This window comes from Actinoplanes missouriensis 431 (assembly GCF_000284295.1).
GTDB classification, from domain to species: domain Bacteria; phylum Actinomycetota; class Actinomycetes; order Mycobacteriales; family Micromonosporaceae; genus Actinoplanes; species Actinoplanes missouriensis.
In genome coordinates, this window is the sequence record NC_017093.1 from 1,669,735 (window position 1) to 1,685,142 (window position 15,408).

Annotated in this window: 13 protein-coding genes; 8 read left to right on the plus strand and 5 right to left on the minus strand. The window is 71.6% G+C overall.

Annotation, left to right across the window (positions count from 1 at the left end; translation table 11 throughout):
- Positions 1 to 65 precede the first annotated feature (65 nt).
- Both AMIS_RS07820 and AMIS_RS07825 read right to left on the minus strand, forming a co-directional pair.
- Positions 66 to 1,889 carry an AMP-dependent synthetase/ligase gene (locus AMIS_RS07820; protein ID WP_014441671.1) on the minus strand — a complete coding sequence of 608 codons (1,824 nt, stop codon included), beginning with the start codon at positions 1,887 to 1,889 and terminating at the stop codon, positions 66 to 68.
- Between the two features lie 295 nt (positions 1,890 to 2,184).
- Positions 2,185 to 2,811: a TIGR03085 family metal-binding protein gene (locus tag AMIS_RS07825; RefSeq protein ID WP_014441672.1), complete on the minus strand. Its 627-nt coding sequence runs from the start codon at positions 2,809 to 2,811 to the stop codon at positions 2,185 to 2,187.
- A 113-nt stretch (positions 2,812 to 2,924) separates the two neighbouring features.
- Between AMIS_RS07825 and AMIS_RS07830 the strand changes: the two genes are divergently transcribed.
- Entirely contained in the window at positions 2,925 to 4,697 is a 1,773-nt protein-coding gene (locus AMIS_RS07830; protein WP_172666570.1) for an ABC transporter ATP-binding protein, read from the plus strand.
- Positions 4,694 to 6,454 (plus strand): ABC transporter ATP-binding protein, encoded by a 1,761-nt coding sequence (locus AMIS_RS07835; RefSeq protein WP_014441674.1) that lies wholly within the window; start codon positions 4,694 to 4,696, stop codon positions 6,452 to 6,454. Before AMIS_RS07830 ends, AMIS_RS07835 begins: the two co-directional genes overlap by 4 nt.
- Positions 6,455 to 6,571: 117 nt before the next feature.
- Here AMIS_RS07835 and rpsD read toward each other — a convergent pair whose 3' ends face one another.
- Positions 6,572 to 7,180, minus strand: coding sequence for a 30S ribosomal protein S4 (gene rpsD, locus AMIS_RS07840; protein ID WP_014441675.1), 609 nt, complete (start codon positions 7,178 to 7,180; stop codon positions 6,572 to 6,574).
- A 70-nt stretch (positions 7,181 to 7,250) separates the two neighbouring features.
- Between rpsD and AMIS_RS07845 the strand changes: the two genes are divergently transcribed.
- Positions 7,251 to 8,006, plus strand: a complete 756-nt coding sequence (locus AMIS_RS07845; RefSeq protein WP_014441676.1) for a DUF2470 domain-containing protein — start codon at positions 7,251 to 7,253, stop codon at positions 8,004 to 8,006.
- Positions 8,007 to 8,197: 191 nt separating this feature from the next.
- Here AMIS_RS07845 and AMIS_RS42350 read toward each other — a convergent pair whose 3' ends face one another.
- Entirely contained in the window at positions 8,198 to 10,066 is a 1,869-nt protein-coding gene (locus tag AMIS_RS42350; RefSeq protein WP_157434767.1) for a hypothetical protein, read from the minus strand.
- A gap of 205 nt (positions 10,067 to 10,271) precedes the next feature.
- Between AMIS_RS42350 and hisI the strand changes: the two genes are divergently transcribed.
- Genes hisI through AMIS_RS07865 form a run of 3 tightly spaced genes read left to right on the plus strand, consistent with a single transcriptional unit; the run spans position 10,272 to position 12,675 of the window.
- Positions 10,272 to 10,637, plus strand: a complete 366-nt coding sequence (gene hisI / locus AMIS_RS07855) for a phosphoribosyl-AMP cyclohydrolase (protein ID WP_014441678.1) — start codon at positions 10,272 to 10,274, stop codon at positions 10,635 to 10,637.
- Positions 10,634 to 12,142 carry an anthranilate synthase component I gene (locus AMIS_RS07860; RefSeq protein ID WP_014441679.1) on the plus strand — a complete coding sequence of 503 codons (1,509 nt, stop codon included), beginning with the start codon at positions 10,634 to 10,636 and terminating at the stop codon, positions 12,140 to 12,142. The genes hisI and AMIS_RS07860 overlap by 4 nt, the downstream gene beginning before the upstream one ends.
- Entirely contained in the window at positions 12,139 to 12,675 is a 537-nt protein-coding gene (locus AMIS_RS07865) for a Trp biosynthesis-associated membrane protein (RefSeq protein ID WP_014441680.1), read from the plus strand. Before AMIS_RS07860 ends, AMIS_RS07865 begins: the two co-directional genes overlap by 4 nt.
- Positions 12,676 to 12,694: 19 nt before the next feature.
- On the opposite strand, the gene AMIS_RS07870 is transcribed toward AMIS_RS07865, so the two are convergent.
- Entirely contained in the window at positions 12,695 to 12,964 is a 270-nt protein-coding gene (locus tag AMIS_RS07870) for a hypothetical protein (RefSeq protein ID WP_014441681.1), read from the minus strand.
- Positions 12,965 to 13,299: 335 nt separating this feature from the next.
- Here AMIS_RS07870 and trpC point away from each other — a divergent pair, with 335 nt between their 5' ends.
- The gene (gene trpC, locus AMIS_RS07875) at positions 13,300 to 14,160 is read left to right on the plus strand and encodes an indole-3-glycerol phosphate synthase TrpC (protein ID WP_014441682.1); all 861 of its coding nucleotides are present in this window, start codon (positions 13,300 to 13,302) and stop codon (positions 14,158 to 14,160) included.
- Positions 14,157 to 15,398 (plus strand): tryptophan synthase subunit beta, encoded by a 1,242-nt coding sequence (gene trpB, locus AMIS_RS07880; RefSeq protein ID WP_014441683.1) that lies wholly within the window; start codon positions 14,157 to 14,159, stop codon positions 15,396 to 15,398. The genes trpC and trpB overlap by 4 nt, the downstream gene beginning before the upstream one ends.
- The last annotated feature ends 10 nt before the right edge of the window (positions 15,399 to 15,408 follow it).

Sequence of the window (15,408 nt, forward strand, 5' to 3'; positions counted from 1 at the left end):
GGCGCGCCGGACGAGCGCACGGAAAACGGGGCCGGACAGATCCGGCCCCGTTGCGAATGTCCAGGTCAGAGCTGGGCGAGCGATCCCGCGTACATCTTGTCGATCTGCTCGGCGAAGTTGGTCTCCACGCTGCGCCGCTTGATCTTCATGGACGGGGTGACCTCGCCGGCCTCGATGCTGAGGTCGCGGGGGAGGATCGCGAACTTCTTGATCGTCTCCCAGCGGTTCAGCTTGCCGTTGAGCTCGGCGATGAAGCCCTCGACCAGTTTCTCGGTCTCCGGCGCGGCCACGATCTCCGGGTAGCTCTTGCCGGCGAGCGGGCCGCTCTGCGCCCACGCCGTGATCGCGTCCTCGTCGAGCGAGATCAGCATGGTGACGAAGTTGCGGTTCTGACCGATGACGATCGCCTGCGACGTGTACGGGCAGACCGCCTTGAACGCGCCCTCGATCGCCGAGGGGGCGATGAACTTGCCGCCGGACGTCTTGACCAGGTCCTTCTTCCGGTCCGTGATCTTCAGGTAGCCGTCGGCGTCGAGCTCGCCGATGTCACCGGTGCGCAGGAAGCCGTCCTCGGTGAACGCCTCGGCGGTGGCCTCCGGCAGGTTGTGGTAACCCCGCATGACCGGCGCGCCGCGCAGCAGCACCTCGCCGTCGGTGTCGATGCGCACCTCGAGGTCGCCGACCGGCTGGCCGACCGTCCCGATCTTGAGCTTGCCGCGGCGGTTCACCACGTTCGCCGCGCAGGCCTCGGTCATGCCGTAGCCCTCGAGGATCGGCAGGTTCGCCGCCGCGAAGAACTCCGAGATGTCCCGGCTCAGCGCCGCCGAGCCGCTGACCAGCACCCGCAGGTTGCCGCCGAGCTTCTGCTGGAGTTTCGAGAAGACCAGTTTCTCGGCGATCGAGTACTGCAGGGCCAGGCCCGCCGGGACCGGCTTGCCGGCCTGCTGCAGCGCGACCCTCTTCTTGCCGGTCGCGACCGCCCAGGCGAAGATCTTCGGCTTGAGGCCGCCGCCGGCCGTGCCGCTCGTGACGGTCTTGTTGTAGACCTTCTCGAAGATGCGGGGCGGGGCGCACATCAGCGTCGGCTTGATCACCGCGAGGAGGTCGATCAGCCGGTCCACCCGGCCGTCGACGTAGGTCGGGACGCCCACGTGCACGATGCCGCAGAGCAGCGTCTTGCCGAACGCGTGCGACATCGGCAGCCAGAGGTAGTGCAGGTCGTCCGGGGAGAAGAGGCCCAAGTCCTCCTGCGCCACCCCCTCCCAGGTCCAGCCCTTGTGCAGCAGCTCGACGCCCTTGGGGCGGCCGGTGGTGCCGGAGGTGTAGATCAGGGTGGCGACGTTGTCCGGGCTGAGCTGGGACACCACGTCGTCGATCAGCGACGGGTTCGCCCGCAGGGCCGCGGCGCCGAGCTCCTCGAGCTCGGCCAGGGTGATCTGCGGCGGGGTTGCGCCGGCGTCGGCGGGCCCCTCGATGATCACCACCTTGGTCACGGCCGTCTCCACGCCGGAGATCTTCAGCGCCTGCTTCGCGTTCTCCGCGATCAGCACCTTCGACCCGGAGTCGGAGACGATGAACTGGGTGTCCTCCGGCTCGGTGGTCGGGTAGACGGTGGTCGCGGCCGCGCCGGCCACGTTGATCCCGAGGTCGGCGAGGATCCACTCGAGCCGGGTGTTGGAGAGGATCGCGACCCGGTCCTCCAGGCCGACGCCCAGCTCGCGCAGACCGGCGCCGATGGCTCGGCAGCGGTCGCCGACCTGGCGCCAGGTCAGCCACTCGGGACCGGTGTCGGTCGCGTTCGGCTTCGCCAGCGCCCGGGCATCGGGGGTTTTCGCCACGCGCTGAAAGAGCATGTCCGGAATTGACCGGTAGGGAACCTCGAGAGCCATATCGGGCGCCGCCTTCGACCTGAACGGGGAGCTGGTAACGTCGGTGTTACCGCACAGTAATATGTGTCCGGCACCACGGCTAGACTGCGGGATCAACCAACTTCACCGGCGGAACGCCCTCTATCCTAGTCAGCCCCCATGTGAGGTCCAGAGCGCCGCCGGGCTCACAGCTGTTTGTCAGGGCGCGGTGACGCCGCCGGGATACGCGCTGTGACGAAGCCATGGATCACCGCGCCGGCCGCGATGGCGAGTCAGGCGAGCAGTGAGGCCGGCCCGGGTGGTCGGATCGACCTGTTCACACGCCCAGTTTCGCGGTGCGCAGCCGCTCGGCGACGGCCGGATCGCCCTCGACGGTCACCCGCGCGGCGCGCTGCCGCCCGAAGAAGAAGACCGCCAGCTCACCGGCGTCGCCGCGCACCGAGACCTGCGGGTTGTCGCCGGTCAGCGCGGGCGCGAGGCCGGTCGGCGTGATCTCGGCGGCGATGCCCAGCCGGCGCAGCGAGGCACGGGAGATGAGTTTCACGGTCCGCCACAGCGAGGCCTCGAACCCGGGCGTCAGGGCGCGCGGCTGCCAGCCCGGCGCAGCGCGGCGCACGTCCTCGTGGTGAATGAAGAACTCCAGCGTGTTGGCGAGCGGGTCGACCACCGGGTTGGTCATCAGCCCCCAGGACGGCGGGTTGCGCACCTGGTCGACGAGTTGCTCGTAGGGTAGGGCGGCACGGGACAGGCGGATCCTCTCCCCGTACCCGGCAAGGGGTTTGATCATCATGCCGGCCGAGGCGTCCGGCCGGCGCTCCCGGACGACGAGGTGGGCGGCCAGGTCGCGTGTGGTCCAGCCCTCGCAGAGCGTGGGCGCCTCCGGCCCCGTGCTGAGCATCAGGTCGGCGAGGAGGGCACGTTCCCGACGGGCATAGTTCGTCACCGGTCGATCCTAGTCGGTGTAACGCTGCACACAATGTAAACAAGTTGTTGATTCGGCAGGATGGACAGGTAAGGCCGGGAGCCCCGGCGAACACTTACCAGTCGGGTAGGACATTGAGCGGCAGGGCCAGCAATGACGTGCTGGGACGGGGACTGCGTGTGCTCGGCCAGGCGATCCGGACCGAGCCACGGCTCTTCGTGATCAGCTCGATCGGCAGCAGCGTCTTCGGTTTCTTGATCATTGCCAACTCGTACGTGGTCGGCTTCGTCACCGGCCACGTGATCGTGCCGGCGTTCGCGGCCGGGAGCGTGCGCACCGCCTCGCTCGCGCTTGTCGTGGCGCTCCTGGTGGGCATCAGCGGGCTGCGCGTGGCGAGCATCTTCGGCCGGCGTCTCGGCGCCGGATACATGCAGTTCCGGCTGCAGGCGCGGTATCGGCGGGCGGTGACCCGGCGCTATCTGTCGCTGCCGCCGGCCTGGCATCAGCGGCACGCCACCGGCACCCTGCTCTCCAACGCGAACTCCGACGTGGAGGCCTCCTTCGGGCCGATCGCGCCACTGCCGTTCGCGGTCGGCACGATCGTGATGATCTTCGGAGCGATGATCGCGCTCTTCCTCACCGACTGGGTGCTCGCGCTGGTCGGGGTCGCGCTCTTCCCGACCCTGTTCGCGCTGAACCTGGCCTACTCCCGGCGGATGTCGCCGCGGCAGATCCACGCCCAGCGGATGCGTGCCAAGGTCAGCGCGGTGGCGCACGAGAGCTTCGACGGCGCCCTGGTGGTCAAGACGATGGGCCGGGAGGCGGACGAGTCCCGCCGGTTCGGCGTCTTCGTCACCGAGCTGCGCGACGCGCTGATCTCGGTGGGCCGGCTGCGCGGCGTCTTCGACCCGCTGATGGACAGCCTGCCCAGCGTCGGCACGCTCGCCGTGCTGCTGATCGGCACGTGGCGGCTGCAGAGCGGGGCGATAAGCGTGTCCGAGCTGGTCAGCGTCGCGTTCCTTTTCACCGTTCTGGCGTTCCCGGTGCGCGCGATCGGGTGGGTGGTCGGCGAGCTGCCGCGCAGCGTGGCCGGATGGGAGAGGGTCCAGGCCGTCCTTTCGGCCGAGGGCGACCTTCGGTACGGGGATGCGACAGTCCCCGGCAGCGGCCCCGCCGAGCTCCGCTTCGAGCAGGTGAGTTACCGCTACGCCCAGGGCCCGGCCGTCCTGGAGGACGTGACGTTCACCGTCCCGCCCGGCAAGACCGTGGCCCTGGTCGGCGCGACCGGTTCCGGCAAGTCCACGATCGCCGCGCTCGCCATCCGCCTGGTCGACCCGGACTCCGGCAGCGTCGCCCTGGACGGGGTGAAACTGCCCGACCTGTCCGCCGCCGCCCTGGCCGGCGCGGCCGCGCTGGTACCGCAGATCCCGTTCGTCTTCGACGACACCGTGCGCGGCAACATCTCCCTGGACCGGCCCGGCGTCGACGACGACCGGGTGTGGCACGCGCTGCGGCTGGCGCAGGCCGACCGGTTCACCGCGGGCCTGCCGGACGGGCTGGACACCGAGGTCGGCGAACGTGGCACCTCGCTCTCCGGCGGGCAGCGGCAACGGCTCACCCTGGCCCGCGCGCTCGCTGGACGCCCGCGTCTGCTGGTCCTGGACGACGCGACGAGCGCGGTTGATCCGCGTGTGGAGGCCGCCGTGCTCGGCGCGCTGCGGGACGGGGACGCGGGCGCCTCGATCCTGGTCGTGGCGTACCGGCGGGCCACCATCGCCCTCGCCGACCAGGTGGTCTACCTGCACCAGGGCCGGGTGGTGGCGACCGGGACACATCGTGAGCTGATGGCGGCGCAGCCGGGTTACGCCGACCTGGTCACCGCGTACGAGAAGGCGGAGAACCGATGAGCGCCGACGGAACCGTCGCGACGATCAAGCGGGGGCTGGCGCTCTCCCCGGAGCTGCGCACCGGCATCGCCGGCACGATCGGTCTGGCGATGCTGCAGATGGCCGGCCGGGTGGCCGTGCCGATCGCCATCCAGCAGGGCATCGACCGGGGGATCAACGCGCCGGGCGGCCCGGACCCGGGCGTCGTGCTCACCGTGGTCCTGCTGACGCTCGTCGCGCTGATGATCTCCACGCTCTGCGGGTACCTGATGACCCGGCGGCTCTTCACGGTCAGCGAGACGGCGCTCGGCGCGCTGCGCTCCCGGACCTTCCGGCACATCCACGACCTGTCGATGCTGCACCAGCAGTCCGAGCGGCGCGGCTCGATGGTGTCCCGGGTGACGAGCGACGTCGACCAGATCTCCCAGTTCCTGCAGACCGGTGGCATCCAGTTGCTGCTCGCCAGCGGCCAGCTGATCGTCTCCACCGTGGTGATGGCGGTCTACTCCTGGCAGCTCACCATCGTGGTGCTGCTCGCGTTCGGCCCGGCGGTCGCGGTGATCCGGCTCTTCCAGAAGCGGCTCGCGTCCGTCTACGGCACGGTCCGCGAGCGCACCGGCGTGATGCTGGGCGCCGTCGCCGAGAGCGTGGTCGGCGCCACCGTGATCCGCTCCTACGGGGTGGCGGACCGCACCGGCCGGCGCCTGGACACCGCGATCGACGACCTGCGGGTGGCGCAGCAGAAGGCGCTCAAGACCAGCGTGACCAGCTTCTCCAGTGGTGAGATCGGCGCCGGGCTGGCGCTGGCCGGCGTGGTGGTGGCCGGCACGCTGCTCGGTGTGGACGGCGGCCTCACGGTGGGACAGCTCACCGCGTTCCTGTTCCTGGTGACGCTCTTCATCCAGCCGGTGCAGATCGCCACCGACATGCTGAACGAGGCGCAGAACGCGGTTGCGGGCTGGCGCCGGATCCTGGACGTGCTGGACGTCGAGCCGGACGTGGCCGACCCGGACGACCGGGGTGTGCCGCTGCCGGTGGGCCCGCTGTCGGTGCGGTTCGCCGACGTGTCGTTCCGCTACCCCGGTGGGCCGATCGTGCTCGCCGACGTCGATCTGGAGATTCCGGCCAGGACGAAGGTCGCGGTGGTGGGGGAGACGGGCAGCGGCAAGACCACGTTCGCGAAGCTGCTCACCCGCCTGATGGACCCCGCCGCGGGCGAGGTTCTGCTGGGCGGGACGCCGCTCACCTCGGTGCGGTTCTCGTCGCTGCGCTCGCGCGTGGTGATGGTGCCGCAGGACGGCTTCCTCTTCGACGCGACGGTGGCCGAGAACATCCGGTTCGCCGAGCCGGGCCTCTCCGACGATCAGCTGCGGGAGGCCTTCGGCGAGCTCGGGCTCGGCGATTGGCTCGCCGGCCTGCCGGCCGGGCTCGAAACCCCGGTGGGCGAGCGCGGCGAGGCGCTCAGCGTGGGGGAGCGGCAATTGGTGGCATTGGTACGGGCCTACGTCGCCGACCCGGATCTGCTGGTGCTCGACGAGGCGACCAGCGCGGTGGACCCGGCCACCGAGGTGCGGCTGCAGCACGCGCTTGACCTGGTCACCCGCGGGCGGACCACGGTGGCGATCGCGCACCGGTTGTCGACGGCTCAGGCCGCCGACGAGGTGATCGTCGTGGACGCGGGCCGCGTCGTGCAACGCGGCCCGCACTCACGCCTCGTCGCCGAGGATGGTTCGATCTACGCCAAGCTCTACGCCAGCTGGTTGGAACAGACGCGCTGACCGGTTGTTTCCCGGTGAGATGAGCGCGTCGCCCGCCGCGGCTGCCTCCGGCTTGTTGAACAGCCGGGGCAACCGCGGCGAGAAACCCGCCATCTCAGCGATTCGAGAGCCGCCTCATCAGCGGGCGTAGTACTCCACGACCAGCTGCTCGTCGCAGAGAACCGGGACCTCGGAGCGCTGCGGCGCCCGGACCACGGTGGTGCGCAGCTCCTCGAGGACCGTCGACAGGTACGGCGCGGTCGGCCCATCGATGTGGGTGCCGGTCGCGGCGATCTGGAACGGCGGCTTCGAGCGGCTGGTCTCCTTGACCTCGATGACCTGACCCGGCTTCAGCTTGTAGCCGGGGCGGTCCACCTTCTTGCCGTCCACGGTGAAGTGACCGTGCACGACCAGCTGGCGGGCCTGGTAGATGGTCCGGGTGAAGCCGGCGCGGAACACGGTCGCGTCGAGGCGGCGCTCGAGCAGCGTGACCATCGTCTCGCCGGTCTTGCCCTCGGCCTTGTGCGCGGCGTCGTACGCGGCCCGCATCTGGACCTCGCTGATGTTGTACTGGTGGCGAAGCCGCTGCTTCTCCAGGAGCCGGACCTGGTAGTCCGAGCTCTTCCGGCGTCCCCGGCCGTGCACGCCCGGCGGGAACGGACGACGCTCGAAGTACTTGACGCACTTACGCGTCAGCGGAATTCCGAGAGCTCGCGAGAGCTTCGCCTTGGGTCGAGAGTTGTTCAACAGAGATCTCCTGTTACGGTAAGCCTTGCCTAACTTAGGTAAGCCTAACCGGTGCCCGGAGGTGCTCGTCATGCAACCCAGTCCCGCCGAGATCGCGCGCACGCTTTCCGCCGGTCACCTGCCCGCCGTGGCCCACATCGCCTGCCGTCCCGGACCCGTTCCGGTCCGGCACGTGACAGACGCGCAGGGTCGCGTGCTTCTGCTAGTGCCCAGCGAGGGTACCCTCGCCGCCGCGCTTCGGCCACAGGACGGAAACGACGACACCGCGCTCGTCCTCGACATCCGGGACGTGCCGCCGATGGCGTCCTCTCCGACGCTGGGCCGGGTCTGGGTGTCCGGCTGGGCCGTGCAGCTCACCGGCGAGGACGCCCGGGCCGCGGCGCTCGACTACGCGGACACCGACGCCTGCGGTGACCTGCTCGACATCGGCGAGAGCCAGCTGCTCTACCGGATGGACGTCGCCGAGGTCCGGTACGAGCGCAACGAGAACCTCATCGAGATCGACCCGGAGGACTACGCCGAGGCGACGCCGGATCCGCTGCGGACCGTCGAGTTCGACCTCATCGCCGACCTCGCCGACCACCACGTCGAGGAGATGAGCGACTACGTGAAGAGGCAGCTCGGCCCGGCCGCCAAGCCCGGTGACGAGCCGCGGGTGGTGCGGATGGACAGGTACGGCTTCCTGGTCCGGATGGGCAAGAACCGCAGCGCCCGGCTGGCCTTCCCTCGCCCGGTCACCGACCGGCACGACCTGGCGCACCTGCTGCACCCGATCCTCTGCCGGCGTTGCACGTCGGACAGCGCCGCCGGCCACACGGCCGCCTAGCGCCCCCGGGCGCTCCCTGAGCGGGTGGGATCCCGCAGCCCCCTTCTGCCGCCGTCGGGCTGCGGGATCCCACCTTCGTGCTCTGCCGGCCGGTGCCGCGGACGGCAGAGCACACCAAACCACAGACGACGACGGGCGACACCTTCCGGTGCCGCCCGTCGTTGCCGTTCTCACACTGTTCTTACTCTTGTTCAGAGGGAGAGGATCCGCTCCAGGAACTCCCGGTAGTTGCGCATCGCCATCCGCATGCTCTCGGTGTCCGGCGTGCCGGTGCCGCGCAGCGGGTCCAGGTCGTCCCGCTCCGCGAGCAGCACCTCGGTGAGCTCGTTCACCGCGTCGGTGAGCAGGTCGTGCGCCCGGGTCAGAGCGTTGACCGGGTCGTCGACGAACTCCGCCTTCACCTCGTGCCAGGCCGCCCGGAAGTGCCGCGCCGCGTCCTCGTCCCAGACGGTACGAGTGACCTCGGCCTGGTAGGTGGGCGGCTCCTCGTCCGCAGTGGACCGGCGGCCGGTCCGGCGAATCGGTTCGACGTCCTCCAGGCTGGCCGAGCGGTGCGTCAGCGAGTGCCCGTCCTCCTCGGCGCCGCGGCGGGCGCCGCCCACGGAGAGGCCCGTCACACCGGAGTCCGGGAACGAGAACGAGGTGAACTCGGCCGGGGGCGGTGTCACCGAACCGGCGCCCGGTGCGGCCGGGGTCACCGATGCGACGCCGAACGCCTCACCGCCGGAGCGGCCCAGGCTGTAGCCGCTCGGGCCGAACCCGTACCCGCCGTCGGCGGCCGGCGGCAGCGCCACTGTCTCGCTGGCCCGGTCCGCCGCGAGGTCCGGCGGGGTACGCGTCGCCGGGATCTGCACGGTCGGGTACTGGATCGCCGCGGCGGTCGCGCTGGAGACCGGCGCGCCCGACGTGGGCGCCTCGGCGGCCGGCTCGGTCACCGTCTCCGGAGTCTCCGCGTGCGGCGCGCCGGAGACCGGCTCGAGCGGCGGGTGGTCCGGAGTGAACGCCTGCGCCGGCGGGTACGCGAACCCGGGCGAGACCGGAGCGCCGGAGACCGGCCCGGCAGCCGGGCTGCCCGAGGTCGGCGTGACGGGGTGGTTCGCGCTCGGCACCGTCGCCCAGCCGGCGGCAGCGGCGGGCTTCTCCTCGCCGGTGTCGCCGGAATCGCCGGGCGCCGCCTGGCCGTCCGGGCCCGACGCCTCGCCGGTTTGGGCGTAACCGGGCGCCCCTGCCCGTCCGTTCATGTCTTCACGTCCGTTCTCGTCGCTGGGCCCCGCCCTGTCGGCGGCGTCCTGATCGGCGTCCGGTGGCGTCTCCGCCGCCGGTTCGTCCGCCGGTGTCGCTCCGGACGGCTCGTCGCCGTCCGGTTTTTCAGCGACTAGAGAGTCGCCGGGATCGGCGACTTCCGCAACCGGAGCTTCCGCGGGCCGGTCCTCCGGGAGTTCCGGCGCGGGCTCCGGCGCGGGTGGTGGCTCGGCGGCGGCCGGGGTGCGGCCGCCGAACAGGAACCGCCCGGTCCCGCCGAGTCGGAACCCGCCGAAGGCGCCGTCCCGGTTCGGAGCGGGGTCACCGGCCTCCGGCTCCTGGGACTTTACGTCCTGAGCCGGCCCGGGCTGGTCGTCCGTGGGGACTGAGTGATCAGGATCGCGGGCCGGTGTGCCGGAGAACGGACGGCCACCGGCAGGAGAGCGCTGACCGGACCGCCGGGCCGCCCGGTTCAGTCCGAACGGGTCGGAGGAGGCAGCCGCAGGGACCTGTGCGAGAGGGCCCGGTGCGACCGGGGGGATCTGCGCGACCTGGGGGATCTGCGCGACCTGGGGAACCGGGGCGGTCGGCGGGATCGGCGCGGCCGGCCGCACGAAACCGGCGAGCAGGTCGGCCGGCGTCTCCGGGGGCTCCGGACCGCGGCGGGAGCCGAGCGCCACCATCTCCGCGTCCTCCCCGGCCGGGTACGCCGCCGGGGCCGGGCCGTCCGCATCGGGACGGACCTGCCAGAAGCGGGCGAGGCCGGGTGAGGGCCGGGTGTTGTCGGGGCTGGACGTCGGGTCCATTTCGGTTGTCACCACTCCCGTTCGCGAGTGCGCACCCACCGAAGGCTGTCGTCACGTGCGCAGACTCGCCCAGGGCGGCGGGTGCCGGGTAGTCAGGCACGTACCGCGCTTGGGCGACGGTACCGCTCCGCAAGGCCCAGCACACCCCCGGTTACCGGATCGTGGGCCCCCTGCGGGTCGTTACCGGCGCGCGAACGGATGGGGGAGAATCCAGTCCGTGCCCGTACCCGAAACAGAGACGACCCTCGACCCGGCGATCGCCGCCAGGCTCAAGCGCAACCCGGACGGACTCGTCGCCGCGATCGTGCAGGAGCACGGCACCGGCGACGTCCTGATGCTCGCCTGGATGGACGACGAGGCGCTGCGCCGCACGCTCGCCACCGGCCGCGCCACCTACTGGTCCCGCAGCCGGAACGAGTACTGGGTGAAGGGCGCCACCTCCGGCCACCACCAGCAGGTGCGGAAGGTGTCGCTGGACTGTGACGGCGACGCGCTGCTGCTCACCGTGGTGCAGACCGGCGCGGCCTGCCACACCGGCACGCACACGTGCTTCACCGACGACCTGGCTGTGGAGGAGTCATGACCAGCGGAGCCACCACACCCGGTGAGTCGGAGTTCCTGCGGAGCCGGAAACGGGTCGTGCCGGTCACCCGCAAGCTGCTCGCGGACGGTGAGACGCCGGTCGGCGTCTACACCAAGCTGGCCGGCGGGCCGGGCACCTTCCTGCTGGAGTCGGCGGAGCAGGGCGTCGCCTGGTCGCGGTACTCCTTCGTCGGTGTCCGCAGCGCCGCGACGCTGGTGGAGAAGGACGGTCAGGCGGCATGGCTCGGGACGCCTCCGGAAGGCGTACCGCTGGGGGGTGATCCGGTCGCGGCCCTGCGCGAGACGGTGGCCGCGCTGACCGGTGGGGCCGCGCCCGCGGAGGGTCTGCCCCCGCTCACCGGCGGCATGGTCGGCTATCTCAGCTACGACCTGGTCCGCCGGTTCGAGCGGCTCCCGGCCACCGCGTCCGACGACGTGCCGCTGCCCGAGATCGGCATGATGCTCGCCACCGATCTGGTGGTGCTCGACCACCACGAGGGGTCGGCGCTGCTGGTGGCGAACGCGGTGCTCGGCGAGGACGCCGACGACGCGGCCCGGCTCGCCGCCTACCACCAGGCGGTCGGCCGGCTGGACGCGATGACGACCGCGCTGTCCCGGCCCACCCCGCCGATGGTCTCCACGGTGGACCGGCAACCGGCCGGTGAGCCGGTCAGCCGGACCGGGCCGGGGGAGTACCAGAAGGCGGTGGAGACGGCGAAGGAGGCGATCCGGGCCGGCGAGTGCTTCCAGATCGTGGTGGCGCAGCGGTTCGAGCGGCCGACCGACGCGAACGCGCTCGACGTCTACCGGGTGCTGCGGGCCACCAACCCGAGCCCGTACATGTACCTGCTGCGCTTCGACGACTTCGACATCGTCGGCTCGTCGCCGGAGGCGCACCTCAAGGTCAGCGCGAACCGCACCGCGCTGTTGCACCCGATCGCCGGCACCCGCTGGCGGGGCGCCACCCCGGAGCAGGACGCCGCGCTCGCCGCCGAGCTGCTCGCCGACCCGAAGGAGCGGTCCGAGCACGTCATGCTCGTCGACCTGGGCCGCAACGACCTGGGCCGGGTCTGCGAGCCGGGGTCGGTCGAGGTGCCGGAGTTCGCCCGCATCGAGCGGTACAGCCACGTCATGCACATCGTCTCCACGGTCGTCGGCAAGCTGCGCGAGGACCGCACCGCCTTCGACGCGCTGGCCGCGACGTTCCCGGCCGGCACGCTCTCCGGGGCGCCGAAAGTGCGGGCCATGGAGATCATCGAGGAGCTGGAGCCGACCCGGCGCGGCCTCTACGGCGGCACGGTCGGCTACTTCGGATTCGCCGGTGACATGGACATGGCGATCGCGATCCGGACCGCGCTGCTCAAGGACGGCGTCGCCTACGTCGGCGCGGGCGCCGGCATCGTGGCCGACTCCGACCCGCCCGCCGAGGAGCAGGAGACCCGCAACAAGGCGGCCGCCGTGCTCGCCGCCATCGCCTCCGCCGAGACCCTGCGCGCGGCCCGATGACCACCCGCCGGACCCATCTCACCGCGATCGCCGCCTGCCTGGCCGGCGCCGGTCTCACCCTCTACGCCGTGACCCGGGTCTGGTCGGTCCAGGTCGAGCACCGGACCGGCCTCTCCGACCTGCGCACCGAGCAGACCGGCGCCGAGTCCCAGCCCTGGCTGATCGGGCTGGCGGTGGTCGCGCTGGCCGGGACCGGCGCGCTGCTCGCCACCCGGGGCAGGGTGCGGCGCGGGCTGGGCGTGCTGCTCGCGCTGATCGGCGTGGGCATCGTGGCCGGCGGCGTGCTGGCGCGCGTCACGCTGGACGCCGGTGAGGCCGGCGCCGCAGCCGCGATCTGGCCGGTGGCGTGCGTGCTGGGCGGCGCGGCCGTCGCGGCGGGCGGCGTGCTTGCCGCGCGGCACGGCCATCTCTGGTCGGCCATGTCAGCGAGGTACGAGCGGAGCAGCGCGCCCCCGCCGCAGCCGGATGTCTCGGCGGACAGCAGGACTCTGTGGGACGCGCTGGATCGAGGGGAAGATCCCACCGTTCGCTGAATCACCCATATGGGGTGTTTCAGCGGGCGGCGACCAGTTTCTGCGCGCGGGCGGCGCGCCGCGGGCTCGTCTTGATCATGGCGGCGACGGCGCGGCTGGTCTCGGCGCGAGCCTCGGCACGGGCGCGGTCGGCCTGGATGGCGGCCCACGCGTTGTCCCGCGCGGTGCGGACCTTCTCCGGGCCCACCACCACCTTCTGCACCTCGGTGACGACATCGGCCGCGAGCGCGACCAGGGTCCGGGAGACGGTGGCGAAACCCAAGGGCTGGGTGGGGGTCACAGTGGCCATGAGGTCGACTCCGCAATCATCGTCCGGCTGGCGGCAAACGCGTACGGGACGCACGGGCTGCCGGGACAAGTCTGCCCGAGTCACATGATGGTGGAGTCCTATTTCCGCACGGTGACGTCAGGGTCAACGCGCCGTGGTATCGGCCGTTCGGGGGAAGGGGCCCAGCGCAGCGGCTTGAGGACTTGCCGGAGGATGTGAGGGAGAAAACAGTTTCGCGGGGCAGCCTGGCATTATGCCCCAGCCCAATCCGTGAGGCGCGCCATACCCCGGCAGGGCGGGGGCGGCCGTCACCTCCTAGCATCGGGCCGAAGACACCCGGAGAGGGGAGTCATTACGTGACATCCGATCAGGCGGAAGCGGGCAGTGGCGGCCCCGCGAAAGCTCCGCAGAACGTTCTCGAGGAAATCCTCGCCGGTGTGCGTGAGGATGTAGCGGCGCGCCAGGAGCGCACGCCGCTGGAGAAGGTGCGTGAGCTCGCGGCGGCGGCTCCGCCCGCGATCGACGCGTACGCCGCGTTGCGCAAGCCCGGCGTGGCGGTGATCGCCGAGGTGAAGCGCTCGTCGCCGTCCAAGGGCACGCTCGCCGACATCCCGGACCCGGCCGAGCTGGCCGGGGAGTACGCGGCCGGCGGCGCGCGCTGCATCAGCGTGCTCACCGAGGGCCGCTGGTTCGGCGGCTCGCTGGACGACCTCGTCGCCGTGCGCAAGTCGGTCAAGATCCCGGTCCTGCGCAAGGACTTCGTGGTCTCCAGCTATCAGGTGCACGAGGCGCGGGCACACGGCGCCGACCTGGTGCTGCTGATCGTCGCGGCCCTCGAGCAGAACGTTCTGGTCGGCCTCCTGGAGCGCATCGAGTCGCTGGGCATGACCGCCCTCGTCGAGGTGCACAACGAGGAGGAGGCGGACCGGGCGCTGGAGGCGAACGCGAAGGTCATCGGGGTCAACGCCCGCGACCTGCGCACCCTCGAGGTGGACCGGTCGGTCTTCGAGCGCATCGCGCCGGGCCTGCCGAACAACGTGGTCAAGATCGCCGAGTCCGGCGTGCGCGGGCCGCACGACCTGATCCGGTACGCGTCCGCCGGCGCCGACGCGGTGCTGGTCGGCGAGGGCCTGGTCACCCAGAAGTCGCCGCGGGACGCGGTGGCCGAACTGGTGAACGCGGGCAACCACCCGGCGACGCCCCGGCCGGTCCGATGACCGCGCCCTCGCTTCCCGACCTGGCCGGTCACTTCGGGCGGTACGGCGGCCGGTTCGTGCCGGAAGCGCTGATCAAGGCGCTGGACGAGCTGGACGCGGCGTACCGCTCGGCGAAGGCGGACCCGGAGTTCCAGGCCCGGTTCCAGGACCTGCTGCTCAACTACGCCGGCGTGCCGTCCCTGCTGTACCGGGCGACCCGGCTCTCCGAGGCGCTCGGCGCGGAGATCCTGCTGAAGCGGGAGGACCTGAACCACACCGGCGCCCACAAGGTGCGCAACGTGCTGGGTCAGGCGCTGCTCGCCAAGCGGATGGGCAAGCCCCGGGTGATCGCCGAGACCGGCGCCGGCCAGCACGGTGTCGCGAGCGCCACGGCGGCCGCGCTGCTCGACCTCGAGTGCGTGGTCTACATGGGCGAGATGGACACCGAGCGGCAGGCGCTCAACGTGGCCCGGATGCGGATGCTCGGCGCCACCGTGGTCCCGGTGACGAACGGCTCGCGCACCCTGAAGGACGCGCTCAACGAGGCGCTCCGCGACTGGGTGACGACCGTCGACACCACCCACTACCTGCTCGGCACCGCGGCCGGGCCGCACCCGTTCCCGGAGCTGGTCCGCGACTTCGTCGGCGGCATCGGCGTCGAGGCGCGGGCGCAGTGCCTGGAGCTGACCGGCAGGCTGCCGGACGCCGTGGCGGCCTGTGTCGGCGGCGGCTCCAACGCCATCGGCATCTTCCACGCGTTCGTGCCCGATTCCTCGGTTCGCCTCTACGGCTTCGAGGCCGGCGGCGACGGCGTGGAGACCGGCCGGCACGCGGCGTCGATCACCGGTGGCTCGGTGGGCGTGCTGCACGGCAACCGGACGTACCTGCTGCAGGACGACGACGGGCAGACCATCGAGTCGCACTCGATCTCGGCGGGCCTGGACTACCCGGGCGTCGGCCCGGAGCATGCCTGGCTGCACGACACCGGGCGGGCGTCCTACGAGCCGGTCACCGATGCCGAGGCGATGGCGGCGTTCCAGCTGCTCTGCCGCACCGAGGGGATCATCCCGGCGATCGAGAGCTCACACGCCCTGGCCGGGGCCGCGAAGATCGCGCCGCGGCTGCGCGAGGAGCTGGGCCGGACCCCGACCATCGTGATCAACCTGTCCGGGCGCGGCGACAAGGACGTGCACACGGCCGGCGCCTACTTCGGCATCCTCGACCCGGTCGAGACGGTCGTCCCCGGGGAGAACACGTGAGTAGCTCTGC

Excerpts from the sequence above, each read along its gene's own strand:
- AMIS_RS07820 (WP_014441671.1), bottom strand. The coding sequence starts at position 1,889 with ATGGCTCTCGAGGTTCCCTACCGGTCAATTCCGGACATGCTCTTTCAG.
- AMIS_RS07835 (WP_014441674.1), top strand. The coding sequence starts at position 4,694 with ATGAGCGCCGACGGAACCGTCGCGACGATCAAGCGGGGGCTGGCGCTC.
- AMIS_RS07845 (WP_014441676.1), top strand. The coding sequence starts at position 7,251 with ATGCAACCCAGTCCCGCCGAGATCGCGCGCACGCTTTCCGCCGGTCAC.
- AMIS_RS07860 (WP_014441679.1), top strand. The coding sequence starts at position 10,634 with ATGACCAGCGGAGCCACCACACCCGGTGAGTCGGAGTTCCTGCGGAGC.
- AMIS_RS07865 (WP_014441680.1), top strand. The coding sequence starts at position 12,139 with ATGACCACCCGCCGGACCCATCTCACCGCGATCGCCGCCTGCCTGGCC.
- AMIS_RS07870 (WP_014441681.1), bottom strand. The coding sequence starts at position 12,964 with ATGGCCACTGTGACCCCCACCCAGCCCTTGGGTTTCGCCACCGTCTCC.
- trpB (WP_014441683.1), top strand. The coding sequence starts at position 14,157 with ATGACCGCGCCCTCGCTTCCCGACCTGGCCGGTCACTTCGGGCGGTAC.